We start from the raw sequence: 25243 nt of genomic DNA, 5'->3' as shown, positions 1-25243 counted from the left end.
CCGATGATGAATACACTCCTCGATACCTTCGGCACCTCCCTCACCAAGCGGCTCCTCTCCCGAGTCGCTCTGCCGGGCCTGCTCTTCGTCGCCTGCTGCTCCTGGTTCGCGGCCGCGGGACACGCACGGGTCCTCGACTTCGCGGCCTACTCCTCCGAAGTCGACTTGCTTTGGTCGCAGACCCGCACGGCTCCGCTCGCCCTGCTCATCGCCGCGGTCTCCACCGCGATCGCCGCAGGAGTGATCGCATCCCTCCTCGGACGCGGCGTCCACCGCGTCTGGATCATGCGCCTCTCCTGGGACGACCTGCCGCCGAACTCGAAGCGATCCCGCCCCTTCCGCCGCGGCGGAAAGCGATGGATCGAATGGCGACGCCAACGCTATTCGGCCCGCAATCGCAAGCGGGGAGTCCAACCGCCCAGAAACTACCGGCCCCAGTGCACCACCGCGATCGGCGACGCATTCCGCCTCATCGGCACCCGCATCGACGCTCAGTACGGACTCTCAGCCAACGCAGCGTGGCCGCGCCTGGTACTGCTGGTCAACGCCGACACCCGAAGCCTCGTCGACGAGGCCTACCAGCGATACCGCTCCGACACGATCCTCGCCGCCTGGTCGCTCCTCCTGCTCCCCTGGTCGGCCCTGAGCTGGCCCGCGGCCCTCATCGGTACCGCAGGCCTGGTCACCGCGCACCTCCGCGCCCGGGCCAGTTCCACCGCACTCGCAACTATCGTCGAATCGGTGTTCGACGTCCACCAGCTCCCCCTCGCCGCCAGCGTAGGAATCGAAGTCTCCCAAGGACGCTTGACCCGAACCGAAGGCAACCACATCACCGACATCCTGACCAAGCGCGCACAAACCCCGTCTTCGAGAACCGCCCAAACCTGATCCGAATCCACCGAACGGTCCGACGCAACTGTTCTCACATCCCCTCGGCGAACGTGTCTCAATTGGAGGGTCTTCAGTTGGGAAAATCACTCTTCAGTAGGCGACATCCTCACATTAGAAATGAACGCTTTGCCTGATTAGTGTGACTTGACCGAAATGCCGGGACCGCTATAGGACCGTAAATTGGCCGTTTGCAGCCGGATTTCACCGGTCGGAGCCGGACACAAGCAAACCCCGCCTTCCAGTGTTCATCCTGGTAGACGGGGTGTTTCGCCTGGTTATGAGGGTGGCCAGGGCCGGGGTCGAACCGGCGACCTTCCGCTTCTCGGACGGACGCCCACTTCTACTCACCTCGAAACTCACTGTGCGCCTGAGCGGGTGTGACCGGCGGCGGTCATGCCTCTGCATCGCGGGCCAGGAGCGCGATCTGGACTCGGGTGTCGAGGCCGAGTTTGGCGAGGATGCGGCTGATGTGAGCCTTGACGCTGGCGGTGAGGCCGAGGGCGCGGGCGATCTGGGCGTTCGAGGCGCCTCGGGCCACTTCGGCGGCAACGTCGCACTCGCGCGAAATCAGCGCCGACAGGCGGTGTTCGCGGCGCGAGCTGCCGCGGGCGGCTGCTTGTGCGCAGATGCTGCCCAATCTGGCCGGACGGACGCAGGTGCAAGCTCTCGCCGAAGTGGCCGAAAGTTCGGACTGACCCTGACCCGAGCGTCCGGCGCGAGGAGGACGGCGAGCACCCACGGTCGTGAGCGCACCCGCCGATCCTGTGTACGCACCGGAGGTTCGTTATCTGGCCCCGGGTCGTTGATCCCGGCCGCAGTTACAGGGCGTCTGGATGTTCGGCGTCCGTGCGGGGCATGTCGGGATCGGGCGTGGGGTCAGTAGAGGTTCCACCGGTTGTATTTGCGGCGCGGCACGGGCAGCAAAGGTGTCTGTTCGGGCGGTGCAGGGCGATGGTTGCGGTGGCGACGGCGAAGAGGGCCGCGGTGATGACGATGGTGTTACTCGTCGCAGCCAGGGCCGCGAGCGTTGCGGCACAAAGGATCTCACCAACGTACTCGGATTGGGCGAAGAAGGAGTGCGTGGTCGCGCGGATGTCGCTGGTGGTGCGGCGGTTGACCCAGATGGTGGTGATGGTGCGAGTCAGGGGCATGGCGATGCCGCTGGTGATGATCACGGCGGCGACGGCGAGTTCGAGGTCGGGGGCCAGCCCGGTCAGTGTGAGGCCGAACGCACCGGTGAGGCAGGCGCTGATGAGACCTACGCGGGCACCGCGGTCGGTGTGGAGTCCGCGTTGGACGATCGTGAGGGCGAGGGCCGCGAGGACGTACCCGGCGAGTGCGATCGCGGTGAACCAGGCGGTGCCGACCGGCCCGGCTGGCAGCCCGAGGTCGGCGAGGGCGACCGGGTAAAGACGGCCGAAGGCGTCGGCGGCGCCGTTGACGAGGATGGTCACGGCGACCAAAACGAGCAGGGTGCGGTCGCGGACGGCTAGCCGCGCGCCCCGGCGCGCGATGTCGAGGGCGGCATGGAGGTGCCGAGTGCGGACGCGGGTGAATCGGCGCTCGGGAAAACGCAGGGTGAACCAGGTGCCGAGGGCGAGCATCAACGCCCCGGCGGTGACGATGGCGGTGGGCCGGCCGGTGAATGTGGCGAGCGCGCCGAAGGCGAGGATGCCGATCCCGGCGCCGATCATCTGCCAGCGGCCCTGGGCGGCGAGGAGGAGATGGATGCGGTCGGGCTGGTCGATCTCGTCGGTGGCCCAGGCGATGTCGGAGCCGCTGGCGAATGTCCAGGAGATGCCCCAGAGCATCTGTGCGACCAGGAGCGGGACGAAGCCGGGAGCGAGCCCGGTGGTGATCATCGCCGCGGCCATGAGGAGGTGAGACACCGCGATCGCCGGTTTGCGGCCGATCGTATCGGCTACGACACCGGCCGGGATCTCGAACACGAAGCTCGCAACGCCTTGGGCCGCGGCGATCATGAGCAGGTCGGCAGGGGATAGACCGGCGTCGACGACCATGTAGAGGCTGGTGACCAGCCACCAGCCTTGGTGGAGGACGGCCCTGAGGAAGTTCCAGACCAGGAAGCGGCGTGCGAGGAGGTCCGGGTTCATCGGGCGCTCCTGGTCGGAGCGTAGTGGTCGAGGACGGTTTCGAGGACGGCTTCGCCGTGGGCGGCGGTGTGGAGGCCGGTGCGGAGTGCACCCGCCTCGGCTGCGGGGACGGTGCCGGTGATTGTGGTGAGGGCGCCGGTCGCGTGAGGCGGGCCAGGGACCGCGCGGTGTCGGCCGAGGAGGGCGAGGACGGGTGAGAGGGTCGCGGAGGGGATTTCGAGGTCGAAGCGGTCGACGGGTTCGCACACGAGGGTGCCCGCACGCCGGACTGCCTCGCGGACGACGGTTTCGGTGGTGCGCTTGACGTCGACCGCGCGCGGGCCCGCGGGCGGGTAGTCGCTATCGGTGACGGTGACGCGCAGGTCGGTCACCGGCCAGCCGTGCGGGCCGTCGGCGAGGGGCGTGGCCAGGTACTCGCCGATCGCGGCGCGGTACCCGTCGGCGTTGCCGTAGACGTGCATCGGCAGGGTGATCTGGTTCGCGGCGACGACCAGTTCGACCCCGCTGCCCGGTGCGGCCGGTTCGACCGTGACGCCGAGGCTGTAGTGGTATTGGTGGCCCGGATCGCCCATGCGGGCCGCGGCGTCGGCGCGTCGGGCGAGGCGCTCGACGCAGACCACCGTGACGGCCTCGAACCGGACGTCGATGCCGTACTCAAGGGCGAGCGTGTCGGTCAGGACCTCTTGCTGCACTTCGCCGTAGAGCCGGATCCGGGCCGCGCCGCGGTCGGGGCGGACGGCGATCAACGGGTCGATGTCGGCCAGGTCGGCGAGCGCCCGGTGCAGGTCGGCCTGGCGCGCGGGATCGGCGGCGACCACGCGCGCTTCCAGGCCCGGCTCGGGCAGGACCGAGGCCGCCGCGGTGTGCTCGGCGCCGATCCAGTCGCCGATGCGGGCGGCATCCAGCCCCCGCACGCGGGCGATCTGACCCGCGGCCACAAGACCGCTCGCGGCGGTGCCGCCGGGCGCGAAGACCTCGATGCCGGTCACCGTGGCGGCCCGGCCTGCGCCGAGGACGGCACGGTCGCGGACGTGTAGCGTCCCTTCCCTCATCCGGAGCGTGCAGACCCGCTGCCCCGCCGCCGAGCGCTCGATCTTGAAGACCTGCGCGACCGCCGGGCCGTCGTCGCTGATGGAGGCGGGGAGGAAATCGGTGACCGTGCCGATCAGCTGCTCGACCCCTTGTCCTGTTCTGGCCGAGCCGAACAGGACGGAATGGACGGTCCCGGAGCGGGTGAGCGCCGCGAGCGAGGACCGCAGGCGTGTCGCGTCGAGCCGCTGTGCGGGGTCGATCCATGCTTCGAAGAGGGCGTCGTCGTGGTCGGCGAGCTGGGCGCTCGCCTGCTCGGCCCAGCGCGGGTCGTCCCAGTCGAGCGGCTCGGCCTGCGCGGCGGCCGTGCCGGGGCGGCGGACCCGCGCCAGCGGCACGAGCGCGCGCGTCAGCCGCTCGGCGATCGCGGTGCGGACGCGGTCGGGGTCGGCGCCGGACCGGTCGATCTTGTTGATGAAGAAGACCGTCGGAACGCCGAGGCGGCGTAGGGCGCGGAACAGCACGATGGTCTGGGCCTGTACCCCCTCGACGGCGGACACGACGAGGACCGCGCCGTCCAGCACTGCAAGCGAGCGATCGACCTCGGCGATGAAGTCGGGGTGCCCGGGCGTGTCGACCACGTTGACGGCCACGCCGTCCGCAGCGAACGTCGCCACCGCGGCGCGGATCGTGATCCCCCGCTGTCGCTCCAGCGCCATCGTGTCGGTCTGGGTCGTGCCCTCGTCAACGCGCCCGAGGCGCGCGATCGCGCCGCCGCGCAGCAGCAGTGCCTCGGTCAGGCTGGTCTTGCCCGCATCGACATGGGCGACGACCCCGAGGTTGACGCAGCGCCGCGGCGCTCCGGTGTCAGGTCGTGCATGGGCGGACTCGTTCGATCGGTTCATGGCTCCTCATGTGCTGGTCGGACCTGGGCTCGCACATGAGTTGGCGCATGATCAGTTTCCTTCGCTTCGGCGGATGACGCAACGTCCGGACCCGCCGATCCTCCACCCGCGATTCCGGACGCGTCAACCGAATTGCGCCCCAGCCGGAGCAGACGACTCCGAGCCATGCGACCCATCGAGTCAACATGCCGGTTCTGCCACTCTGCCTGATTCCCAACGCAAAGCCTTCCTCCTACGCGAAGCGTCCGAAATTGCCTCGGGAAATGTCGGACCCCTCGCGTATCCTATATGTAGTGCTTGCTTCGACTGTTCAACACAAGATATGGATGTATCCGCAGTCGCCTCCGGCGACTCATGCACAGTCGGACCAAGCCTGCTTCGGCCTCGAAGCAGACGCCTCCCGTCGGCACTTCCCCGGCGTCGAGGCCGAACACAGGGGGATGCAATGGCTGCACAACTGGAAGAAACACCAGGAGCTCGAAGCGAGGTTGAACTCGCTGCGTTCCATCTGGTCGACCTGGTCTATCCCGATTCGCCGCACCGGTGCCAGATCACCGATGAGCTACGCGAACTCGACAGCATGCGGTTCAAGGCGATGCGCGTCTGCAACGAAGCGCTGCTCATCATCGAGGCACTTGTGGTGGGATGCCGCATCCTCGATGCCGGAGACGACCTCGACACCTGGTACGACAGGCTCGACGAGGCCACGCGAGAGCCACATGCCCAGGCCGCTCTCAAAGCCGCGCTCCTGAAGGTCGACGTGTTCTTGCAGGATGGGCTGAGCGCACTGATCGAGCGGATCGACACCCCTGCCACGAAGCGGTATCACCGGCGTCTCCTCGGCGCTGCCCGCTACGACCGGCTCGCCGAAGCCGTCGCCGACGACCTCGCCGCCGTCCTCCGCGCACTCAAGCGTGCCATCGAATTCATCAAGCCGCTGGCCGTCGCCCTCCAGGACGCGGCGCAGATCATCTCGGAGAAGAAGATCGAGCAGAGCGGCTTGTCGCTGCTGTTCTCACGCCCGCTGCTAGAGATGCTGACGCAGCTTGACGCGGGCCTTGACCATTTGCTGGACGTGCTCGCTGACGGGAGGTTCGACTTCAAAGTCGACCAGCCGCCCGAAGGTGCTAGCCCAGACGAAGTCACCGAGCTCATGACTGCGTTGCGGGAATGGCTGTCCGAAGACCTCCGCGTACGTGTCACCAAGCTCAACAAGGTGCTGGAGCGAAAGTACGTCGGTGCGAGTGAGGCGCTCGCCATGTCCTGTGACGGGCCTTCCCAGGCGTCCAACTCGCTTGTCGAGCTCATCGATCGGCTCCTTCGCGGTGTCGCCGATAAGGAGCAGGTTCTGGCCTGGGCCGATGCACACTACCCGGTGCCGCTCACCAAGTCCTCATTCGTCACCACGGCCGGGGAGGTGCTGCCGACCAAACGCACCGAGGCGCTGTTCCTCGTGTACGGCGGTGGCCATGTGGACGAGATCCAGCCGCTGAACGAGTTGGTGGCTACGGCGATCGCCGAGACGCGTGCGCAGCTCCAGGCCGTCAAACACGCTGATGAGGATCTGGAGCTTGCCCGTGCGCAGGTGGAACAGGGTTTGGGGGCGGTGCGAGGCGCATTGAGCATTGCACTGCGCTTGGCAGGGCCACTACTCACTGAGGAGAAAACCGCCGACATCGAAGACGCTGTCGACCGATAATCATATTCTCCCCCAGCCGGGGCCCGACTCCGTGCGGGCGCCGACCCTGCCGTCCGGGCACGAACAGCAAATATGCAATCTTCGGCTTCACGGAGAACGGTCGGCATCCTCTGTCGGAACCTGGTCGGTTTCGTCATCGAACAAGGCTGGCACTTCTGAAGGCTGGACTTTCGACGTCGCATGCCGGGGCACCGTGTCGTGGCCGCATCGGAATGAGGAGCGGCACTACGTTCAGGGCCAGGAACACCCTCGCTCGATCCGAGAGAATGGGGAAGTGCATGTCGAGGAAGCAGTTGCGGGTCCGGGTGACCGGCGACCAGCGCGAGGATATCGATCCTCACCAGATCGGGCAGATTCTGCTGGACTTGATTCTGGCGGAATCGGATGCTGAGCGGACAGCGCCGGACGAGCGGGAATCTCCTCCAGCGTCATGGGGTAGCGTCCGTCGGATCGAGCGCCGATGATCGGGGACTCCATGCTCGAGGCATGTCCAGGCGGCGCCGTGATGAGGTTGGCCTGGCGACCTTCTTGCCGCCAGACCCGTCCCGCTCTCAGCCGCGATTGGCGTACTTACGGACTCCGGCGTCGCGGAGAATGGTCTTGACGCTGGAAAGTCCGATCGCGTATCGCGCGGCGAGGTCCCTCTGGAGTGCCCCATCGAGATAGTCTGCGATAAGTCGTTGGCGGTCCTTCGGGGCCAGTCTTTTGCGGAGCGGACGCGGTGCCGTCCGCACTGGAGATTGCAGACCTGGACTGCGTTCCTGGCTTTTCGTGTCGGGTTTCGCATGGTTCGACAGGTCGGATCACAGCGCTTTGACCAGCGGAAACGTATGCGGATAAGCATTCAGTACCTCCACCATTTTGTTTGAATCACCCCGCCTCTGACAAGGTGAAACAAGTTCTGGTTTTCGAGAAGATCTTGAAATACCCGGCATTGCGTCCGGAAGCGGCCATCGATTCAATGGCCGCTTTCTCGTTGTGTCGGTGCGGTGGTGGTTTTCGAGGGTCGACTTTGGCCGGGGGAGCTTGCAGCCGGGTGGGGGGGTCTGGCGGCAGCTTTGGGGGGGGTTCAGGTGCGGGCGAGGATTGCGGCGAGGTCGGGTGGGACGGGCATGGTCTGGGCGAGGGGGATGCGGGCGCGTCCGGTGTTGCCTTCGGGGTAGCGTCCGAGGGCGGAACCGGGTCCTGCCACCAGCATCCGGACCACTTGGCCGACGGCTTCGATGCGGTCTCGCTCCCGGAGGGCGCGGCGGAGCATGACCGCGTGCGCCCAGGTGTGGGGCCAGGGCCAGGGTTGGGACAGGATGTGGGCGCGTTCGGCGGCGGTCCAGAACGCGGCGCCGTCCTGGGCGTGCCGTGCGATCGCCAGCTCGGTTGCGAAGGCGGCCTTGACGACCGGCGGCATGGGTTTGAAGATCATGCCCGTCCCTTCTCGTGGTCGCAGCAGTCGTCCTCGTGCGGGGCGGTGGTTTCGAGGCGGTCGCCGGTCGGTGCCGGGGTGCAGCATTCATCCCCGCAAGCGGCCTGGTCTGCGGCGAGGGCGGCGTTCGGGGCGCAGCAGTTGTCGCCCTTCCATGCCTCGACGCCTTCTTTCACGGCGACGGCCGCGATGACGAGCGCCGCGAGGGGTCGGCCCAGGTCCAGCCGAAGAGGCTGTTGAGCGCGAGCCCGACCAGGAGGACCGCGGAGAGGTAGGTGCACAGCAGTGTCTGCTTGGAGTCGGCGACAGCGGTCGCGGAGCCGAGTTCGCGTCCGGCGCGGCGCTGGGCCCAGGACAGGAACGGCATCACGGCGAGGGAGACGGCGGCGAGGACCAGGCCGATGCTGGAGTGCTCGGCCTCGGTGCCGAAGAGCAGGCCGCGCACCGATTCGACCGTGACGTAGGCGGCGAGGGCGAAGAAGGAGAGGGCGATGATCCGCAGCGTCCGGTGCTCGCGGGCTTCGCGCACCGCGGGGTCGGCGGCGGAGAACTGCCAGGCGACCGCGGCCGCGGAGGAGACCTCGATGACCGAGTCGAGGCCGAACCCGATGAGCGCGGTCGAGGACGCGATCGTGCCCGCGGTGATCGCCACGACGGCCTCGACGACGTTGTAGGTGATGGTCGCGGCCACGAAGATCCGGATCAGGCGCGTCAGGTGCGCGCGGCGCTCGGGGCTCGGGCCGGTCGGCTTGCGGGCGAGGGTGATCGACTCGGCCATCAGCAGCAGCCGTTTTCCTCGGTTGCCGCGCATGCGGCCGGGTCGACCGCGAGCACGGTGCTGAGCAGGCTGCCCAGCGCGGCGGCTAGGCCGGGGTCGGCGAGTTCGTAGCGGGTGCGCCGGCCTTCGGGGACGGCCACGACCAGGCCGCAGCCGCGCAGACAGGCGAGGTGGTTCGACAGCGACTGGCGCGAGACCCCGAGGGCCGCAGCGAGCTCGGCCGGGTACCCGGGTGCCTCGCGCAGCGCCAGCAGCAGGCGTGAGCGGGTGGGGTCGGACAGGGCGTGGCCGAAGCGGGCGAGGACTTGGCCGTGGGTGAGCGTCTCCATGAGCCTGACAGTACATTGAATCGTGTATTCACGCAATGATGTACTATCCAGGTCTTGTGTCGGTGGTCACTTCGGGTTGCATCCGGTTCTGCGGTACAGGTTTACGGTTGATGCCTGTTCAGGAGGGATCTGATCGGCAAGGAGCGACGGCTATGACTGCTCTTCCTCTCGCTGAAGTGGCCGAGGCGGGATTCGGGCACGAGGTGCTTGAGGCCGAGGGCCGGACCGTGGTGGCGTTCTATGCGACCTGGTGCGGCAGTTGCCACCGCATGGCCCCGGTCCTGGAGGGTGTCGCAGTCCACTCCGGCCGAGACCGCCGTCCTGGTCACCACCGACGCCTTCACCGCACAACTGGTCCTCGAACCCGGCCGCCCCGGGCCCAACAGCGTCCGCATCCTCGCCGACACCCCCGAAGGCGAAGCCGCCATCGACATCAACTGACCACCTCACGCTGCACCGCAGCCCTCCCCCGACCGGAGTCCGAACAGACCGCCGATCCCGGGTCATGACCTGCCGACCGGTCTGGGGACGCGGCGTGGGTCGATGAGCACCAGCGTCGTGACCACGGCGAGGACCGCGAGCACGGCCCCGACCGCGAGCACGGCGCGGACGCCGTCGGCGACCGCCTGGGGGTCGGTCCCGCCGGTGCGGGCGTAGACCGCGCCGAGGGCGGCCGTGCCGACTCCGGCACCGATCGAGGCGAGGGTGGACACGGTGCCGGCGACCATGCCGACCCGTTCTGGCTCGGTGACGTTGACCGCGACCGCCATCACGGGAGCTCCGGCGATCCCACCACCAGCGCCCCAGGCCAGGAGCGGGGCGAGCAGCGCCCACCACGGCGTCCCGGGCGCGATCGTGCACGCGAGGACGATGAGCCCGGCTGCCTTGAGCGCGTAACCGAGCCCGATGACCAGGCCCGGCGCCCAGCGGCTGAGCAGTCTGGAGCCGACCATGCCGGTGACCATCTGCGCGGCGAAAATCGGGGTCATCAGCAGCCCGACCGCGGCCGGGCTCAAGCGCATCGACTCCGCGAAGTGGAGGACGAGGTAGACGGTGCCGCCGATCGTCAGGACCCGGGACAGGAACACGGCCAGCATCGCACCGGCGAAGGCCCGGCGAGCGAACATCCGCAACTCCAGGATCGGTGCCGCCGTACGCGACTCGACGACCGCGAACACCGTCAACGCCACACCGGCGACAGCGAGGATGAGGGTGTCCGCGTTGCTCCAGTTCCGGTCGAGGCCGAGCATGACCATCGTCGCCGCGCCCAGGCCCAGCATCAGCAGCAGCCCGCCCGGCCAGTCGGTCCGAGCCCCGGTGGTCCGGCGCGGCGCACTCGGGAGCAGCCGCGCCGCCGTGATCCAGGCGGCGATCCCGAGCGGGAGGTTGATCGCGAACACCGCGCGCCAGCCGAACACCTCGACCAGCAGTCCACCGAGGACCGGCGCAAGGAGCCCGGCCGCGGTCGCGACCGTGCCCCAAGCGCCGATCGCGAGATTCCGGTCCTCGCCGGAGTACCGGTCGGCCAGCAGCGGGATCGCGTTCACCATGATCACCGCCGCCCCGGCGCCCTGGATGACGCGGGAGGCGTTGAGCCACAGGAGGGTCGGTGCCGCGGCCGCGGCGAGCGACGCCAGCGTGAACAGCGCGATCCCGGCCAGGACCGTCGGCCTGCGGCCCCACCGGTCCGACAGGCTCCCCGCGACCTGGGTGAGTGCGCCCATCGCGACCGTGTACGTCACCACCACCGATTCGGCGGACGTTCCGGCCGTGAACTCGGCGCTGATGAGCGGCAGGCCGATCGTCACGATCGTGATGTCGATGATCACCAGCGCGGTCGAGGCCATCACCAGGGCCAGGACACCGCTGAAGGGTGGTAGACGGCGGGACTTCACGGCGGGCATGCATTCCTCGGCTTCCGTGCGGCGAACGGGGTTCGCGTCAAGCCTGCCGCCCCTCCCCACGAAAAGTCAACATGTGTGAAGTTTAATGTGAGGGCGGGTACGCTGACCCCATGTCGACTTCCCCGCGCCGCCGCCCGGCCACCCGCAAGGGCCGCCCGGTCCTCACTCGCGAGGCGATCGCCGCCAAGGCGCTGGAAATGGCAGGCCGTGAGGGGTTCCGGTCGATCACCATGCGCGCGCTCGCAACCGAACTCGACGTCACCGTCAGGGCCCTGTACAACTACGTCGAGGACCGCCAGGAGGTCGTGGACCTCGCCGTGACCCAGATGCTCGCGGCCTGGAACCCCCCGGCCCTCGAACCCGGGGACTGGCAGGCTTCGGCCGCCGCCTACGCCCGGTCCTTGCGCGAGCTGTACCGGCGCTGGCCCCGTGCCCTCCTGATCGCCCTCGAGGAGGACGCGCCCCCGACCTCGATCCACCCCAACCGGCTCCTCCACCTCGACCGGTATCTGGCGTTCCTGCGCAAGGTCGGCCTCACGCTCCCGGCCGCCATTGAGGTCCACCGCCACCAGTCGCTCCTGGTCCTCTCGTTCGCCCTCATGGTCGACCAACCGACCGGCCCCGGCCCCACCAGCCGATCCCCACTCGTCCCCGGCACCTGGCTCAACGCCCACGCCGATCTCGACCTCCCCGTCCTCCGTGAAGCCGCCGCCCTCGAACCGCCGACCCCCGACGAGCAGTTCACCGCCCTCATCGAGGCAGTCCTGACCCTGATCCGGGCACACCTGCCCGGCGAACGATGCGCATCTTGAAGTAGGTCGGGAGGGCCGATCTCGCTCGGGCGAGGGCGCGGAACCCTCCCGCGGCCCCGCCCGGTTGCGGGTTGCGGCGAGCGGGCCGGACTCCCGGCGTTTGGTCCGGCGCCGGGGATGTGGCTACCCTTCGGTGGTCAAGGCGCGCGGCATCGCGGCGCGAAAGCCGTCGGGCACCCCGCGGTTCGCGGCGGGCGCAGGGGGAGGGAATCGTGGAGGACTCGCCGAAAGGACCCGCCACTCGTGCGGGGCTCACCCCCGGGCGGGTCGTCGACGGTGCGGTGGCCCTGTCGCGGGACCGGGGTCTGCACACCTGGTCGCAGCGGGACCTGGCCAAGGCGCTCGGGGTCTCGACCTCGGCGATCTACCACCATGTCGGCGACAAGGAGGAGTTGTGCCGCCGCGTCGTCGAGCGCGTGGTGGCCGAACTCGACCACCCCGATCCCAGACTCGGCTGGAAGGACTGGTTTCGGGCGCTGCTGTTCCCCGCCCGGGCCAGGATGGCGGCGGTCCCCGGCAGCGCGATGTGGGTGCTGATGCACGGCCCGACGTTCGCGAGTCTCGTGCCGATCATGGACGACGGCGTCACCGTCCTGCGCAGGGCCGGGCTCGGCGAGCAGGTCGGCATGGCCTACGCCGCAGTGGTCAATTGCGCGCTGCTGACCATCGCGGCAGGCGACGAGCGCCTGGTCAAGGCGGATGACGGCGCTCGCGACCGGAGCCGGATCGCAGGCGGCCTCAAAGAGGTCGGCGCTGGCAGCGGCGGGGCGTCCGAACTCGGCGCCGTCGCCGCCTCCTTCACAGAGGACGCGGCGGTCGACCACTACTACCGCTATGTCATCGAGACCATGCTCGACGGGCTCAGCGCGCAGATCAGCCGCTGAGCCGATCGAGCGTCGTGATGAGCGCTCCTCTTCCACCGGTTGTGGCCTGCGGCGGCGCGCCGATCGGCGGCGGATGCCTCACCGGCGGCACCCGCCTGGTCCGGATGCGGTGCTATCCGGCGAAGCCGTCGAAGGCGGCGGCGCTGACTCCGGTCGAAAGGACCGCGGGAGGAACGAACTCGGAGCTGAAATCGCCAGCCGCATAGTTCAGCACCTCGTCGAGCGCAGAGGCGAGAACACCCGCCTCCTCCTTTGTCGCGGTGGCGACGTCCTGGAGTTTCTCCAGCATGTCGCCGGTGATGTCGAACCAGTTGTCGCCCTCGGTCGCGGTGGCGACGGCGTCCAGTTTCACCCCCACGGCCCCTAGCGCCCCGAACACGGCTGCCGCGAACGGCGCCTTCGGCCCGCCGACGGTGGCTCCGCCGGCGAGCCCGGTGACGACCGCGGTCACCATCGCCGCGACCGAAGACGCCTGCTCGACCTGCTCAGTGTTGTCGTCGATCGCCTTGGTCGCTTCTTTGAGGATGTCGAGGGTCTTCTGCCGCACTTGATCGAGCACGGCTTCATAGCTCGTCATGATCGCCGCCATCGACTGCATGGCGGCGAGCTGGTTCTCCAGAGCGGTCGCCAACTGGGGAAGGTACGCCCATTTGAACTGATAGGAGGCGCTGCCCTCCGGTCCGTGCCACTCTTCGAGCTTGCCGCGGACGATCTGCACCGGCCCCTCGTTGTTCGACAGCTCGTACTCTTTCAGCCGGGGCAGGACCTGGAGTTCGAGCGCGTCGGTCACGATTGCGGTTCCGCCCGAGATGGATCCGATCTCGTTGACGAACCGGAGGCCTGACTGGACTCTGTTCATCTGCGACTCGAACTGGTCTCGAAGCATGAACCCGTAGGCTTCCCGCATGTTCTTTTCGGACGCTTCCTGGAACTTCTCCCTGACGGCGTCCAGATCGGAGGTGAATGTCGCGTCGTCCTTCGGCATTAGAACCCGCCCCCGGACTGCGGGGCGTCGGCGAGGCCGTTGATCCCGTCGAGATCCGCTGCCGCTTGGTCGTCGGCATCGTCGTAGTCGTCAGCGGTCTGCCGGAGCGATGCGGCCGCATCCTCGATCCGCTCCACCGACAGCGCCATGCCCCTGGCGATCGCCTCGCCGGCCTCGGCCCATTTGCACCTCAAGGAGTACAGCTCCGGCCCCGGAGGGTCCTCGAAGAAGCCGGCGGTGTCGATGCAGGATGCGATGAAGACCCTGCGAGCTTCGGCCAGGTCGTCAGCGATCGCCGCGAAATCGCTGTTCGCGACGTCTCTGATCGCTTCAGTGTCCTGTGTATATCGGCTGGTTTCGGGCATGTCCTGATCTCACTTCCAGGAGTCGCAGGGGGGAAACGTGTCGACCAGCGAGCTTCCGCAGCGGGACCGCCGTGAGGCGGGAATCACTGGAACACTGTTCCAGTAGAGGCTACCCGGTCTTCGCAACCTTCGGATCCCCTGGCGTGCAGGCAGACGCCGACCAGGGAACGAGCTGTCTCCGTCGGCCCCTTCAGGTCTCGGTCGAGTGCGGAACTCGCTGAGGGCCGAGAAGTGAAAGCCCGGGTCGTCCAGCTCCAGACCGAGCAGGTACTTCCAGTCCATTCGGGCCCGGACCGCGTCGGCCGCAGCGCGATCGGACAATACTTCGACATATTCCGGTGGGAGGCGTTGTGCGCTTCCTTCCAGTCGACGAGGGGTTGGTCCTTCCGCTTGCGTCGACTTCGCCGCCACTGTGTGGTCTCTGGTCGGGACCAGGGCGCCGTCGACGATGAGCACCGTTTCAGGCGCGTATCACTGCCTCGGGCGAAACGCGAGCTTGGGGGCGAAGTCGTCGATGACGCGGCCGACGGCCGACTTCGACGTCCCGAACAGCGCCGCGATCTGGCGCATCGTCAGATTCGTGCGCCAGTACGCGGCGACCAGCAAGACCCGGTCGGCGAAGCCGCGCTTCCAGGGGCGGCCCTTGAGCACCGGGTCAGCACCCTCAGCGCGCAGCTGGCGGATAAGTCGGGCGAACTGCCTCGCCGACAGCCAGCTGAAAAGCTCGACCATGATCTCGTCCGCCGTATTGACCGCACCTGGAACTCAGGCATGATCCCATGCGCCCCAACAACATCCTTGAGAGCCATTAGGGTATCCGCCATGATGCTGATCTCCGGCGGAGCACCCGCCCCGGACGCCCCTGTCCTGCGCACGGGAGGCGTGCCGCTCGTACCGCGCGGGTTCAACTGGCCCACCTGCGCCGAGTGCGAGGGGGCCATGCAGTTCCTCGCTCACGTGCCCGTTGACGGCGGCGCGGTCGCGGTGTTCTACTGCCAGAACGACCCCGGCATGTGCGACGACTGGAACGCCACTTCCGGCGGCAACCAGGCGTTCCTGTTCACCGGGGAACTGCATGCGGCCGCCGCCCCGACCGAAGGCCAGACGCTCCTCGGCGCGGTCACATCACTGCTCCCAGACGATACGGTCGCACCCGATGGCGATGGAGTACTCGGGCAGCTCAGCGGAGAGCCGGAGTGGATCCAGAACGATGAGACCCCCACCTGCCCGAGTTGCGCTGACCCCATGAAATTCATGGTCTCACTCGAAGAGGGACTCCACCACACCACAGCGGCGAACTTCGGTGGCAGCGGCCGCGGATACGTCTTCACGTGCCAATGCTGCTCCGAGGCCGCGTTCCTCTGGCAGTGCTGAAACCCAGAACGGCAAGCTCCCGAAGCCATTGCACCGAGCACCCTCTCGAACCGCTTATGGGACAACCCTTAGTGGCGGTGGCGTCCCCGCAATCATCACAGCAGCGAATGTCGCAGCTCTTGAACCACGCACGTCACGGGGCCGACACGCGCGCCCGCAAAGCATGCCCGAAGATGCGGCATGCTGCGAGCATGGGAACCTGCGCTGCTGTCGTCTGGCAGCGAGCGTCTTGAGTGCTGGGAGCGGCGATGGGCAGGGTTTCGCAACTGAACGAGCGCCAGCGCTCGACGCTGCGGTTGGTCGGGGATGGGGATGATCTCAGCGGGGATGACCGGGTGGGTCTGCGGATCACGGCTCGCTCGCTTGCTTCCCGTGGTCTGGTGACGGTTCGCAGGAGCGGCGGGAAGTGGCGGGCGACGATCACTGAGGCCGGTCGGGTCGTCCTCGATCGGGACGGCACCCAACTTGGGGTTGCGACGCGGGTATCTGCATTCGGGTCGCCGCCGAGGCAGCAGCGGCGTGTGGTCGGCGAGGATGCGCGGTCGGATCCGGGACCCGGTGGGCGAACGCGTCCCGCTGCTCCTGGGGCTCGTCGCCGGGAGGCGCTGTCGCTGGTGGAGCGTCTGGTTCGCGAGCGCCGGGTCGTCATCGCCGATCCGGATCAGTCCGAACGCGGGCACTGGCGCAAGACCATCCACTATGCGAAGCGGTACGAGCTGGTCCCTGAGGGCGAGTTCATCGAGTGCACCGGATCCGAACGCGGCGACCTGACCATCAAGCTCGTGGCAGGCGCCCATCCCAATGCCGCTCGCAAACGCGCCGCGGCGTTGGCACGAGTGCCGGTACCGCAGCGCTTGGACCGCCTGCACCCGGTCGTGGCCCGGCTTCGTGACGATGCCGGGAAGCTCGCCATGCCGAAGCAGCTCCGGCACCGGTCCCTGCTGCTGTTGCAGGCGCTTGCTGCGGCCGCCGAAGAGCGCGGTTGGCAGGTCCGGGATCGCTCGGGCGAGGCCGAGCTGCATTACAGCGGGATCCGCCGACAGTCGGAGCATCGTGCAGGCTGGATCTGGGTCGAGGTCGACGGGTACTCCTACCAGGTCACCATCGCTCAGGAGTTCCCGCAGACGCTCGATGCGGTCAAGTCGCAGCTGCTCAAGATCAAGCTGCCCCATACGAAATCGGGCAGCCGGTGCCGGTGGGCCGACCGCAAGACCGGCCAGCTGGAAGACCGCCTTCCCGAAGTCATCGATGGCCTCGCTACCCGGGCGGCAGAAGACCGTGAGCGCACCTCGCGATATCGGCATACTGCGACGCCTTCGAGGAGCAGATCGCCGCGGCCGATCCCGCTACCCCGGGGCTGGAGTCGGCCGTTGCGTGGCTCGAATGGGCCCGGAGACATGCCGCCGAGATCGATCCGCTCCAGACCCTGCCGACCATGCCTACTGCCCCTGTGTTTACCGCCGAGCAACTGGCACCGTATCTGAAGGATGCCGAATCCTCTGCGCCGCAAGGAGATCGTCTCCGTCCCGCGCAGTCGCAGTACCTGGATCCCGCCCTGATGATGCTTCAGCTTCAGGCCGAAAAATCATCCTTCAGGAGGTGGCACCCTCACGTTTAGAATGACCGCTTTATCCGCTTAGTGCGATTTGACTGAAATGTCGGAGCCACGCTGGGGCCACAGATCGGCCGTTTCCAGCCGGATTTCACCGGTCCGCGCCGGACAAGAGGAAACCCCGTCTTCCAGTGTTCGTGCTGGTAGACGGGGAGAAATGCCTGGTGGTGAGGGTGGCCAGGGCCGGGGTCGAACCGGCGACCTTCCGCTTTTCAGGCGGACGCTCGTACCAACTGAGCTACCTGGCCAGGAAACACGCGCTGCGCGTTGCCGTGAACACTGTACAACATCGGCGGTCGGGGGGCCGAACTGGTGTTGCGGAGAACGTGACGTCCGCCCCGACGGGGGCGGCGGGGCGGGGGACCCGATCGGGTGCGATGCGCGGGGCGCGCGACCCGTTCGGGGCGGGGCAAGGCGGGCGAACTGCTGATCAACCAAGTCAAAGCGGCGCAAGCATTTTCGGTGCGACGGTGGAACCCGTCGGCGGTCGCGGGTAGCGTACAGGGCACCTTACCCCCCGAGGAGGTTTCCGTGACCCGACTCGCTGCCGTCCCGCCGATGGGCTGGAATTCGTGGGATGTGTTCGGGACCTCGGTCACCGAGGCCGAGACGCGCGCGAACGCCGAGTTCATCGCCGAGCACTTGGCCGAGCACGGCTGGGAGTACGTCGTCGTCGACATCCAGTGGTACGACCCGGCCGCGCGTGCGGGCGGGTACAACTCCGGGACCAGGCTGGTCCTGGACGAGTACGGCCTCCCGCAGCCCGCGCCGAACCGGTTCCCCTCGGCCGCGGGCGGCGCCGGGTTCAAGCCGCTCGCCGACTACGTGCACTCCCTCGGCCTCAAGTTCGGCCTGCACGTCCTGCGCGGCGTCCCGCGCCAGGCGGTCGCGGCCGACACCCCGATCAAGGGCAGCGAGTACTCGGCGGCGCACATCCCCGACCGGGAGCGGATCTCCGCCTGGATCGATGACAACTGGGGCATCGACCACTCCCACCCCGGTGGCCAGGCGTACTACGACGCGCTCGCCCGCCAGTTCGCGGACTGGGGCGTCGACTACGTGAAGGCCGACGACATGACCGCCCCCTACTGGGAGGACGAGGTCGAGGCGTTCTGGCACGCGATCGACGGCGCCGACCGCGACATCCTCCTCAGCCTCTCCCCGGGCATGAACCTCTCCACCGGCCACGCCGAGCACCTCAAGGCCCACTCCCACCTGTGGCGGATCTCCGCGGACCTGTGGGACCGGTGGCGCGACGTCAACGCCCAGTTCGACCTCCTGCGCGAATGGGCCCCGCACGCCGGGCCGGGCCACTGGCCCGACGCCGACATGCTCCCCCTGGGCCGCATGGGCGTCCGCGCCGAGGTCGGCGAGCCGCGCGAGAGCCTGCTCACCCCCGACGAGCAGCGGACGATGCTCACCCTGTGGTGCATCGCCCGCTCCCCGCTCATGGTCGGCGCCGACCTGCCGAACTCCAGCACTGAAACGATCGAACTGCTCACCAACCCCGAGGTCCTCGCGGCCCAGCGCCACCCCGCCGGGGCCCGCGAGGTGTGGCGCGAGGGCAAGCTCGTGGCCTGGGCCTCCGAGGACGGCGCGTTCGCGGCGCTCTTCAACCGCGGCCCCGAACCGGCCGAGATCCAGGTCCCGTGGGCCGTCCTCGGGACGGCGCAGCCGGGGCGGATCAGGGACTGCTGGAACCGCGCGGACCTGGTCCCCGGGGACGCGCTGCGGGTGAAGCTGCAACCGCACGGCTCGGCGCTGTTCCGGCTCTCCTAAGCGGTCGCCTCCGGGCCGGTCATCCACTGGACGAGCTGCACGACGACCCCGTTGGGGTCGGCGGTCTGGAAGTAGCGCTCGCCCCACTCCTCGGTCTCGATCGGGGTGGTGATCGCGACGCCCTCGGCCTGGATGCGCTCGTACTCGGCGTCGATGTCGTCGACGACGAACGCGAGGAGGAGGCCGTCGGCGTGGCCTTTCGCGCTGTCGGGCTTGAAGGTGGCGAGGCCGGTCCGCAGGAAGATCACGTTGAACCCGGCGTCGGGGCGGGAGAGCGAGACGAAGCCGTCGGCGGCCATGTCCTCGGTGAAGCCGTAGTGGCGCTTGAGGAAGTCGGCGGAGGCGGTCGGGTCGGCGACGTTGAGCGAGACGGCGGACGAGGTGATTCGCATGGGCGCTCCTTGGCGGTGATTTTCTTCGTACGTTGTATATTGTACTTAGTACGTCGTACGGCGTACAACTTTTCCGGCTAGGCTTTCCGCGTGAGTGCCGCCACTGAGACGCCGAAGCCGAACCTGCTCGAACTGCTGTGGAGAGCAGGGCCCGAAGGGAGCCGCGGGCCCCGCAAGGGGCTCACGGTCGACGAGGTCGTCGCCGCCGCGATCGAACTCGCCGACGCCGAGGGGCTGGAGGCGGTGACCGTGCGGCGGCTCGCCCAGGAGCTCGGGAAGGCCCCGATGACCCTGTACACGTACGTCCCCGGGAAGAGCGAGCTCGCCGCCCTCATGCTCGACTTCCTGTTCCGGTCCATGGAGCGAGCAGACATGGGAGAACGGCCCTGGCGCGAGCGGTTGTCGCTCGTCGCCCGGGAGAACTACCTGCTGTACCGGCGGCACCCTTGGGCCGCTTCGGTCTCGCCCGGCCGGCCGCCGCTGGGGCCGGGGCAGTGCGCGAAGTACGAGCACGAGCTCAGGGCGTTCGAGGGCCTCGGGCTCGACGACGTCGGCATGGACGACGCGCTCGGGTACCTGCTCGGGTTCGTGCGGACCACCGCACGGGACGCGGCCTCGGTCGATGCGGAGCGGGCCGCGAGTTCCATGAGCGATCAGGAGTGGTGGGCCCGCAACGGGCCCCTGCTCGCGAAGGTGCTCGACCCGGAGCGGTTCCCCACCGCGGTCCGGGTCGGCGAAGCCGCCGGGGAGGCGCACGGCGGTGCCTACGACGCCGGGCACGCGTTCGAGTTCGGACTCGCGCGGGTGCTCGACGGGCTGGAGCGGTTCATCAAGCGGGACTAAGGCAATGGCCCGGTCCGGAGTCGCCTCCGGGCCGGGCCGTCTTGCTCAGACCTGCAGCGGCTCGTTCAGGCTGTCGGGCTTCCAGCGCCGCCGCGCGGCGACCACCAGCGACGAGAGCGCCAGCGCGCCGACCAGGTAGACCGCGAGGATCACCAGGGCCCTGACGACGTGGGCCGTCTCGCCGCCGCTGATCGTCACCCGCAAGGCGTCCACCACGTAGCTCATCGGGAGAAGCGGATGCAGCGCCTGGAAGAACTTCGGCGTCGTCTCCACCGGGTACAGGCCGCCCGCGCTCGTGAGCTGGAGCATCAGCAGCACGACCAGCAGCAGGCTTCCGGCCGTGCCGAAGGCGAGCTTGAACAGGTGCGCCATCGCCGTGAAGGTGAGGATGACGAGCACCGACAGGCCGACGGTGTCCAACGCGTCCTTCGGGTTCAGGCCCAGGCCCAGTTCCACCGCGAGGTAGAGGACGACCGCCGACAGGACCCCGAGGAACGCGCCCGGCAGCCAGCCGCCGATCGCGATCGGGACGGAGCGCAGCGGCCCGGCCAGGGCCCGCTGGTTCACCGTGGACAGGACCAGGTAGGCCATGAGGCCGAAGACCCACAACGCGATCGCGATGAAGAACGGGGCGAGGCCGCGCCCGTAGGTGTCGGCCGGGTTGAGGTTCTTCTCGCTGATGGCGACGGGGCTGCCGTACGCCTCGGCGTTGTCGGAGTCGTCGGCCGGGTTGGTGCTGGGCACCGACTCGGCCGCCGTGGCGAGCTTGGTGGCGAGGGTGGTGGCGCCGTCCTGGAGGTCGGTGAGGCCGTCGGCGAGGTCGCCCGCGCCGGACTCGGCGGTGGCGGCGGCCGTGGCGACCTGGGAGGCGCCGTCGGCGACGTCGCTCGCGCCGGTCTGGAGGGTGGTGAGGTCCTCCGACGCCTGGTCGAGGGTGTCGGTGGACGTGGACTGGATCCGGTCGTTGGCGTCCTGGATGTCGGAGTTGGCGGTGTCGGCGTCGGAGATGAAGCCCTGGAGCTGCGAGCAGGCGTCGGCGTCCGCGTCGGCGTTGTCGGTGCACAGGGTGCTGTAGACGGTGTCGAGGTCGGTGTCGGCGCGGTCGGCGAGGTCGGCGGCGCTGGAGGCGCCGGTCTGGATGTCGGACCAGTTGTCGGCGAGGGTCTGGACGACGGGCTGGGCGACGTCCACGGCCTGGTCGACGCCGTCGCTGACCTGGGAGGCGCCGTCGGCGACCTGCTGGGCGCCGGTGGTGAGCTCGCCGAGGCCGGATTCGAGGTCGCTCGCGCCGGTCTGGGCGGTGCCCGCGCCGTCGGCGAGTTCGGTGGCGCCGTCGGAGGCTTCGGTGAGGCCCGAGTGGAGTTCGGTGAGGTCGCCGAAGATGGTGGTGGCGAACGTGACGTACACGGCGGTGTTGATCTGGTTCCGCAGTTCGGCCTCCACGGTGGAGGCCATGATGCCCGCGACGTAGCCGTTGGCGTCGTTGAGGTCGAACTCGACGGTGGCCTGCTCGGGGTCGTCGCCGGAGAGGCTCGCGAGGTGCGTGGAGAAGTCCGCGGGGACGGTGATGACCATGTAGTAGTCGCCGTCTTCGAGCCCTTGGGCCGCATTGGAGGCGGAGACGAACCGCCAGTCGAAGATGCGGTCTTCCTTGAGCTGCTCGACGAGCTGGTCGCCGCCGTTGATCTGCTGGGTGTCGCCGTCGACGTCCACTGAGGCGCCGGTGTCCTCGTTGACGACGGCCACGGGCATCTGGTCGAGCTTGCCGTACGGGTTCCAGGCGAACCACAGGTAGAGGCCGCCGTAGACGAGCGGGATGAGGACGATCGCGACGAGCGCGAGGGTGCGGATCGGGTGGCCGCGGAAGCGCCGCAGTTCGGCGGCCGCGAGTTTGAACGGGCTCATCACTGGTGGCCTCCGTTGCGTTCGTGGTGGCCGCGCTCGTGGTGGGTGCGGCGGCGGGTGTGCCTGGCGTGGTCCTGGCCGCGGAGGTCGACGACGGTGTCGGCGGGCGGGTCGGTGCGGGTGCAGGCGGCGATGACGAGCTGGCCGGCGTCGGCGACGGTGCGGAGGGCCTCGAAGACGCGTTCGCCGCCGCAGTGGTCGAGTCCGGTGTCGGCGTCGTCGACGAGGATCGCGGGCGTGCGCGAGGCGGCGGCGCAGGCGATGGCGAAGCGGATCTGGTCGATGCGGGGCAGGAACCCGAAGGTGTCGCCGGTGTCGACGCCGACGGCGAGGCGGTCGAGCCAGGCGTGGATGTTCGCGGGCGTGGCGGTGCCGCCGGAGACGGTGGTCGTCTCCTTGATGCAGGAGGCCACGGTGTGGTACTCCGCGAAGCGGATCGGGGGCCCGGCCTGGGCGACGGTGAAGCGGCGGCGGATCTGCGCGGGGCGGGTCTGGCCGTCGACGGTGAGGGTCCCGCCGGAGGTGCGGAAGCGCCCGGCGAGGGCGAGGAGGAGGGACGAGCGGCCGTCGCCGCCGTCGCCGCAGACGGCGACGACCTGGCCGAGGCGGGCGGAGACGCTGACGTCGGTGAAGATCGCGCCCTGGCGGCCGGTCGCGGTGAGGCCGCGGGCGTCGAGGAACGGGTCGCCGTTCGGATGTTCGAGGAGCGCGGTCCGGTCGATGACCGTCGTGGCGTCGAACGCGGGGACGGCGGCGGGCGGCGGGGCGACGGCGGCGCCTTCGCGCGGGAGTTCGACCGGCTCCGGGACGGCGTCGGCCGCGGGGATCGACTCCGTTGGCGCCGTTTCGTTTTCGGGTCCGGTGGCCCCGGTCCCGCCGGGTTCGCTCGCGGACGTTCCGGGCACAGGCCCCTCGTCGTCGCTCCTGTCGCTCATGGGCACTATCCTCACAGGCCGGTGCGCCCTGGTTCGGGCGTTTTCACGGGATTCCAACCACGCAGATATTACTCGCGAGTAACTTATGATCGAGTGAAGGGAGGCGCGCTGTGACCGGCACGTCCCGCGCCGGGCCCTTATTGTTGAGGCATGTCGGAAACGCAACCCGCGAAACCCGCGGCGCCCCGCCGCGAACACGCGCGAACCCACCACGGCGACACCGTCGACGACCCGTACGCCTGGCTGAAGGACCCCGAGGACCCCGAGACGCTCGACTACCTCCGGGCCGAGAACGCCTGGGCCGAATCCAGGACCGGGCACCTCGCCCCGCTCCGCAAGGCGATCTTCGGCGAGATCAAGGGCCGCACCCAGGAGACCGACCTCTCCGTCCCCGTCCGCAAGCGCGGCTGGTGGTACTACGGGCGCACCGAGGAGGGGAAGCAGTACGGCATCCAGTGCCGCGTCAAGGCCGCCGGGGACACGCCGCCCCAGGTGGAGGCCGGGGTCGCGGTCGAGGGCGAGGAGATCCTCGTCGACGGCAACGAGCTCGCCGCGGGCCACGACTTCTTCTCCCTGGGCACCTGCGACGTCTCCCCCGACGGGAACCTGCTGGCCTACGCCGTGAACTACTCCGGGGACGAGCGGTTCACCCTGCGGTTCAGGGACCTGCGCACCGGGGACGACTTCCCCGACGACATCCCGAACGTGTTCTACGGCGGGTCCTGGTCCCTCGACGGCTCGGTGTTCTTCTACACCAAGGTGGACGACGCGTGGCGCCCCCACCAGGTGTGGCGGCACGTCCTCGGCGAGCACGAGGACAAGGACGTCCTGGTCCACCAGGAGGACGACGAGCGGTTCTGGACCGGCATCGACCTCACCCGCTCCGAGCGGTACCTGTTCATCGTGTCCGGCTCCAAGATCACCACCGAGGTCCGCTACCTCGACGCCGCCGACCCCACCGGCGAGTTCACGGTGTTCGGGAACGGCCGCGAGCAGGGCGTCGAGGTCTCCGTGGACCACCAGGGCGACCGCTTCTGGGTGCTGCACAACCGGAACGCCGAGAACTTCACCCTCGGCTGGACCCCTGTGGACGACACCACGCAGTTCCACGAGGTCATCGCCCATGACGAGGCGGTGCGCCTGGAGTCCGCCGACGCGTTCAACGACCACGTCGTGGTCTCGATGCGGCGCGCGGGCCTCTCGCAGGTCGGCATCCTCGACGACGCGGGCGTCCTGACGGAGATCGCGTTCGACGAGCCGATCTACAGCGTCGGGCTCGGCGAGAACCCCGACTACGAGTCGCGGCAGATCCGCCTCGGGTACACGTCGCTCGTGACGCCGTCCTCGGTGTACGACTACGACATCGACGCCGCCGAGCTGCACCTGCGCAAGCAGACGCCGGTGCTCGGCGACTTCGACCCCGCCGACTACGTGCAGTACCGCGAGTGGGCGACCGCCCAGGACGGCACCAAGGTCCCGATCTCCATCGTCGCGAAGGCCGGGGTCGAGGCCGACGGCACCGCCCCGTGCCTGCTGTACGGGTACGGCTCCTACGAGCACTCCATCGACCCGTACTTCTCGATCGCGCGCCTGAGTCTGCTCGACCGCGGCGTCGTCTTCGCCATCGCGCACGTGCGCGGCGGCGGCGAGATGGGCCGGCAGTGGTACGAGCAGGGCAAGCTCCTGGAGAAGAAGCACACGTTCACCGACTTCGTGGACTGCGCCGAGCACCTCGCGTCGGTCGGCTGGGCCGCGCCGGACCGGATCGTCGCCCGCGGCGGGTCCGCCGGGGGGCTGCTCATGGGCGCGGTCGCGAACCTCGCCCCCGAGCGGTTCACGGGCATCCTCGCCGACGTCCCATTCGTGGACGCGCTCAACACGATCCTCGACCCGACGATGCCGCTCACCGTCATCGAGTGGGAGGAGTGGGGCAACCCGCTCGAATCGCCCGAGGTGTACGCGTACATGAAGTCGTACTCGCCGTACGAGAACATCACCGGGGTCACGTACCCGGCGATCCTCGCGGTGACCAGCCTCAACGACACCCGCGTGGGCTTCCACGAGCCCGCCAAGTGGATCGCGAAGCTGCGCCGCGAGAGCCCCGACTCGGACGTGCTCCTCAAGACCGAGATGGAGGCCGGGCACGGCGGCCGGTCCGGGCGCTACGACGCCTGGGAGGAGGAGGCGTTCAACCTCGCATGGATCCTCGACCGGCTGGGTACCGCTTAACGACCGGAATGCACAGGGGCCCGGCTCCGCAGCGCGCTGCGGGACCGGGCCCTTCTCTG

At 68.8% G+C, this 25243-nt stretch carries 20 protein-coding genes, 1 tRNA gene and 5 pseudogenes; 11 read left to right on the top strand and 15 right to left on the bottom strand.

The window, feature by feature from the left end:
- Positions 1-3 precede the first annotated feature (3 nt).
- Positions 4-888 carry a hypothetical protein gene (locus AB0A65_RS12170; RefSeq protein ID WP_359950438.1) on the top strand — a complete coding sequence of 295 codons (885 nt, stop codon included), beginning with the start codon at positions 4-6 and terminating at the stop codon, positions 886-888.
- Between the two features lie 394 nt (positions 889-1282).
- Here AB0A65_RS12170 and AB0A65_RS12165 read toward each other — a convergent pair.
- The 3 genes and pseudogenes from AB0A65_RS12165 to AB0A65_RS12155 all read right to left on the bottom strand — a co-directional run.
- A pseudogene (locus AB0A65_RS12165) lies at positions 1283-1453 on the bottom strand (helix-turn-helix transcriptional regulator); the annotation flags it as partial.
- Positions 1454-1709: 256 nt separating this feature from the next.
- Entirely contained in the window at positions 1710-3005 is a 1296-nt protein-coding gene (locus AB0A65_RS12160; RefSeq protein ID WP_359950436.1) for an MFS transporter, read from the bottom strand.
- Positions 3002-4939 carry a translation factor GTPase family protein gene (locus AB0A65_RS12155; protein ID WP_359950434.1) on the bottom strand — a complete coding sequence of 646 codons (1938 nt, stop codon included), beginning with the start codon at positions 4937-4939 and terminating at the stop codon, positions 3002-3004. Before AB0A65_RS12155 ends, AB0A65_RS12160 begins: the two co-directional genes overlap by 4 nt.
- A 445-nt stretch (positions 4940-5384) precedes the next feature.
- On the opposite strand from AB0A65_RS12155, the gene AB0A65_RS12150 reads away from it, so the two are divergent.
- Entirely contained in the window at positions 5385-6638 is a 1254-nt protein-coding gene (locus tag AB0A65_RS12150; RefSeq protein ID WP_359950432.1) for a hypothetical protein, read from the top strand.
- Positions 6639-7707: 1069 nt separating this feature from the next.
- Here AB0A65_RS12150 and AB0A65_RS12145 read toward each other — a convergent pair.
- From AB0A65_RS12145 to AB0A65_RS12135, 3 genes and pseudogenes are all read right to left on the bottom strand, one after another.
- The gene (locus AB0A65_RS12145) at positions 7708-8058 is read right to left on the bottom strand and encodes a DUF3703 domain-containing protein (protein WP_359950430.1); all 351 of its coding nucleotides are present in this window, start codon (positions 8056-8058) and stop codon (positions 7708-7710) included.
- Positions 8055-8836: pseudogene (locus AB0A65_RS12140) on the bottom strand (cation transporter). The gene AB0A65_RS12145 and the pseudogene AB0A65_RS12140 overlap by 4 nt, the downstream one beginning before the upstream one ends.
- Positions 8836-9165, bottom strand: coding sequence for a metalloregulator ArsR/SmtB family transcription factor (locus AB0A65_RS12135; protein WP_359950428.1), 330 nt, complete (start codon positions 9163-9165; stop codon positions 8836-8838). The pseudogene AB0A65_RS12140 and the gene AB0A65_RS12135 overlap by 1 nt, the downstream one beginning before the upstream one ends.
- A gap of 35 nt (positions 9166-9200) precedes the next feature.
- Here AB0A65_RS12135 and AB0A65_RS12130 point away from each other — a divergent pair.
- Both AB0A65_RS12130 and AB0A65_RS12125 read left to right on the top strand, forming a co-directional pair.
- Positions 9201-9404 (top strand): annotated as a pseudogene (locus AB0A65_RS12130) (hypothetical protein); the annotation flags it as partial.
- Positions 9405-9453: 49 nt separating this feature from the next.
- Positions 9454-9606: a hypothetical protein gene (locus AB0A65_RS12125; protein WP_359950848.1), complete on the top strand. Its 153-nt coding sequence runs from the start codon at positions 9454-9456 to the stop codon at positions 9604-9606.
- Between the two features lie 62 nt (positions 9607-9668).
- On the opposite strand, the gene AB0A65_RS12120 is transcribed toward AB0A65_RS12125, so the two are convergent.
- Complete coding sequence (locus AB0A65_RS12120; protein WP_359950427.1) at positions 9669-11069, bottom strand: MFS transporter; 1401 nt, start codon at positions 11067-11069, stop codon at positions 9669-9671.
- A gap of 110 nt (positions 11070-11179) precedes the next feature.
- Here AB0A65_RS12120 and AB0A65_RS12115 point away from each other — a divergent pair, with 110 nt between their 5' ends.
- Together AB0A65_RS12115 and AB0A65_RS12110 are read left to right on the top strand one after the other, a co-directional pair.
- On the top strand, positions 11180-11881 hold the full coding sequence (locus AB0A65_RS12115) for a TetR/AcrR family transcriptional regulator (RefSeq protein WP_359950425.1): 702 nt from the start codon (positions 11180-11182) through the stop codon (positions 11879-11881).
- 212 nt (positions 11882-12093) lie between these two features.
- Positions 12094-12765 carry a TetR/AcrR family transcriptional regulator gene (locus AB0A65_RS12110; RefSeq protein WP_359950423.1) on the top strand — a complete coding sequence of 224 codons (672 nt, stop codon included), beginning with the start codon at positions 12094-12096 and terminating at the stop codon, positions 12763-12765.
- A 112-nt stretch (positions 12766-12877) separates the two neighbouring features.
- Here the strand turns inward: AB0A65_RS12110 and AB0A65_RS12105 are convergent, their stop codons facing one another.
- From AB0A65_RS12105 to AB0A65_RS12090, 4 genes and pseudogenes are all read right to left on the bottom strand, one after another.
- Positions 12878-13750, bottom strand: a complete 873-nt coding sequence (locus AB0A65_RS12105; protein ID WP_359950421.1) for a hypothetical protein — start codon at positions 13748-13750, stop codon at positions 12878-12880.
- Positions 13750-14115 carry a hypothetical protein gene (locus tag AB0A65_RS12100; RefSeq protein WP_359950419.1) on the bottom strand — a complete coding sequence of 122 codons (366 nt, stop codon included), beginning with the start codon at positions 14113-14115 and terminating at the stop codon, positions 13750-13752. The genes AB0A65_RS12105 and AB0A65_RS12100 overlap by 1 nt, the downstream gene beginning before the upstream one ends.
- 177 nt (positions 14116-14292) lie before the next feature.
- Positions 14293-14448, bottom strand: a pseudogene (locus AB0A65_RS12095) (transposase); the annotation flags it as partial.
- Between the two features lie 63 nt (positions 14449-14511).
- Positions 14512-14847: pseudogene (locus tag AB0A65_RS12090) on the bottom strand (transposase family protein); the annotation flags it as partial.
- A gap of 90 nt (positions 14848-14937) precedes the next feature.
- On the opposite strand from AB0A65_RS12090, the gene AB0A65_RS12085 reads away from it, so the two are divergent.
- A complete protein-coding gene (locus AB0A65_RS12085) occupies positions 14938-15489 on the top strand; it encodes a hypothetical protein (RefSeq protein ID WP_359950417.1) in 552 nt (183 codons plus the stop codon).
- A gap of 614 nt (positions 15490-16103) precedes the next feature.
- The gene (locus tag AB0A65_RS12080) at positions 16104-16973 is read left to right on the top strand and encodes a hypothetical protein (RefSeq protein WP_359950415.1); all 870 of its coding nucleotides are present in this window, start codon (positions 16104-16106) and stop codon (positions 16971-16973) included.
- Between the two features lie 302 nt (positions 16974-17275).
- Here AB0A65_RS12080 and AB0A65_RS12075 read toward each other — a convergent pair.
- Positions 17276-17349: transfer RNA gene (locus AB0A65_RS12075), tRNA-Phe, on the bottom strand.
- A 283-nt stretch (positions 17350-17632) separates the two neighbouring features.
- Here AB0A65_RS12075 and AB0A65_RS12070 point away from each other — a divergent pair.
- Positions 17633-18880 carry a glycoside hydrolase family 27 protein gene (locus AB0A65_RS12070; protein ID WP_359950413.1) on the top strand — a complete coding sequence of 416 codons (1248 nt, stop codon included), beginning with the start codon at positions 17633-17635 and terminating at the stop codon, positions 18878-18880.
- Here AB0A65_RS12070 and AB0A65_RS12065 read toward each other — a convergent pair.
- Positions 18877-19272: a VOC family protein gene (locus AB0A65_RS12065; protein ID WP_359950411.1), complete on the bottom strand. Its 396-nt coding sequence runs from the start codon at positions 19270-19272 to the stop codon at positions 18877-18879. The two genes, AB0A65_RS12070 and AB0A65_RS12065, sit on opposite strands and share 4 nt — an antisense overlap.
- 90 nt (positions 19273-19362) lie before the next feature.
- Between AB0A65_RS12065 and AB0A65_RS12060 the strand changes: the two genes are divergently transcribed.
- Positions 19363-20115, top strand: a complete 753-nt coding sequence (locus tag AB0A65_RS12060; protein ID WP_359950410.1) for a TetR/AcrR family transcriptional regulator C-terminal domain-containing protein — start codon at positions 19363-19365, stop codon at positions 20113-20115.
- A gap of 45 nt (positions 20116-20160) precedes the next feature.
- Here AB0A65_RS12060 and AB0A65_RS12055 read toward each other — a convergent pair whose 3' ends face one another.
- Both AB0A65_RS12055 and AB0A65_RS12050 read right to left on the bottom strand, forming a co-directional pair.
- On the bottom strand, positions 20161-22020 hold the full coding sequence (locus AB0A65_RS12055) for a YhgE/Pip domain-containing protein (RefSeq protein WP_359950408.1): 1860 nt from the start codon (positions 22018-22020) through the stop codon (positions 20161-20163).
- Positions 22020-22955 carry an ATP-binding cassette domain-containing protein gene (locus AB0A65_RS12050; protein ID WP_359950406.1) on the bottom strand — a complete coding sequence of 312 codons (936 nt, stop codon included), beginning with the start codon at positions 22953-22955 and terminating at the stop codon, positions 22020-22022. The genes AB0A65_RS12055 and AB0A65_RS12050 overlap by 1 nt, the downstream gene beginning before the upstream one ends.
- A 150-nt stretch (positions 22956-23105) precedes the next feature.
- Between AB0A65_RS12050 and AB0A65_RS12045 the strand changes: the two genes are divergently transcribed.
- Positions 23106-25184: a S9 family peptidase gene (locus AB0A65_RS12045; protein WP_359950404.1), complete on the top strand. Its 2079-nt coding sequence runs from the start codon at positions 23106-23108 to the stop codon at positions 25182-25184.
- Positions 25185-25243: the final 59 nt, after the last annotated feature.

This window comes from Glycomyces sp. NPDC047010 (assembly GCF_040644205.1).
In the GTDB taxonomy this organism is placed as follows: Bacteria; Actinomycetota; Actinomycetes; order Mycobacteriales; family Micromonosporaceae; genus Glycomyces.
The sequence above is the reverse complement of the archived record's forward strand: the minus strand, read 5'-3'. Positions and strand labels throughout refer to the sequence as shown.

What these genes read in the sequence shown, in the direction of transcription:
- AB0A65_RS12170 (WP_359950438.1), top strand. Translation starts at nt 4, where the DNA reads ATGATGAATACACTCCTCGATACCTTCGGCACCTCCCTCACCAAGCGG.
- AB0A65_RS12160 (WP_359950436.1), bottom strand. Translation starts at nt 3,005, where the DNA reads ATGAACCCGGACCTCCTCGCACGCCGCTTCCTGGTCTGGAACTTCCTC.
- AB0A65_RS12155 (WP_359950434.1), bottom strand. Translation starts at nt 4,939, where the DNA reads ATGAACCGATCGAACGAGTCCGCCCATGCACGACCTGACACCGGAGCG.
- AB0A65_RS12150 (WP_359950432.1), top strand. Translation starts at nt 5,385, where the DNA reads ATGGCTGCACAACTGGAAGAAACACCAGGAGCTCGAAGCGAGGTTGAA.
- AB0A65_RS12145 (WP_359950430.1), bottom strand. Translation starts at nt 8,058, where the DNA reads ATGATCTTCAAACCCATGCCGCCGGTCGTCAAGGCCGCCTTCGCAACC.
- AB0A65_RS12135 (WP_359950428.1), bottom strand. Translation starts at nt 9,165, where the DNA reads ATGGAGACGCTCACCCACGGCCAAGTCCTCGCCCGCTTCGGCCACGCC.
- AB0A65_RS12120 (WP_359950427.1), bottom strand. Translation starts at nt 11,069, where the DNA reads ATGCCCGCCGTGAAGTCCCGCCGTCTACCACCCTTCAGCGGTGTCCTG.
- AB0A65_RS12115 (WP_359950425.1), top strand. Translation starts at nt 11,180, where the DNA reads ATGTCGACTTCCCCGCGCCGCCGCCCGGCCACCCGCAAGGGCCGCCCG.
- AB0A65_RS12105 (WP_359950421.1), bottom strand. Translation starts at nt 13,750, where the DNA reads ATGCCGAAGGACGACGCGACATTCACCTCCGATCTGGACGCCGTCAGG.
- AB0A65_RS12100 (WP_359950419.1), bottom strand. Translation starts at nt 14,115, where the DNA reads ATGCCCGAAACCAGCCGATATACACAGGACACTGAAGCGATCAGAGAC.
- AB0A65_RS12085 (WP_359950417.1), top strand. Translation starts at nt 14,938, where the DNA reads ATGATGCTGATCTCCGGCGGAGCACCCGCCCCGGACGCCCCTGTCCTG.
- AB0A65_RS12065 (WP_359950411.1), bottom strand. Translation starts at nt 19,272, where the DNA reads ATGCGAATCACCTCGTCCGCCGTCTCGCTCAACGTCGCCGACCCGACC.
- AB0A65_RS12055 (WP_359950408.1), bottom strand. Translation starts at nt 22,020, where the DNA reads ATGAGCCCGTTCAAACTCGCGGCCGCCGAACTGCGGCGCTTCCGCGGC.
- AB0A65_RS12050 (WP_359950406.1), bottom strand. Translation starts at nt 22,955, where the DNA reads ATGAGCGACAGGAGCGACGACGAGGGGCCTGTGCCCGGAACGTCCGCG.
- AB0A65_RS12045 (WP_359950404.1), top strand. Translation starts at nt 23,106, where the DNA reads ATGTCGGAAACGCAACCCGCGAAACCCGCGGCGCCCCGCCGCGAACAC.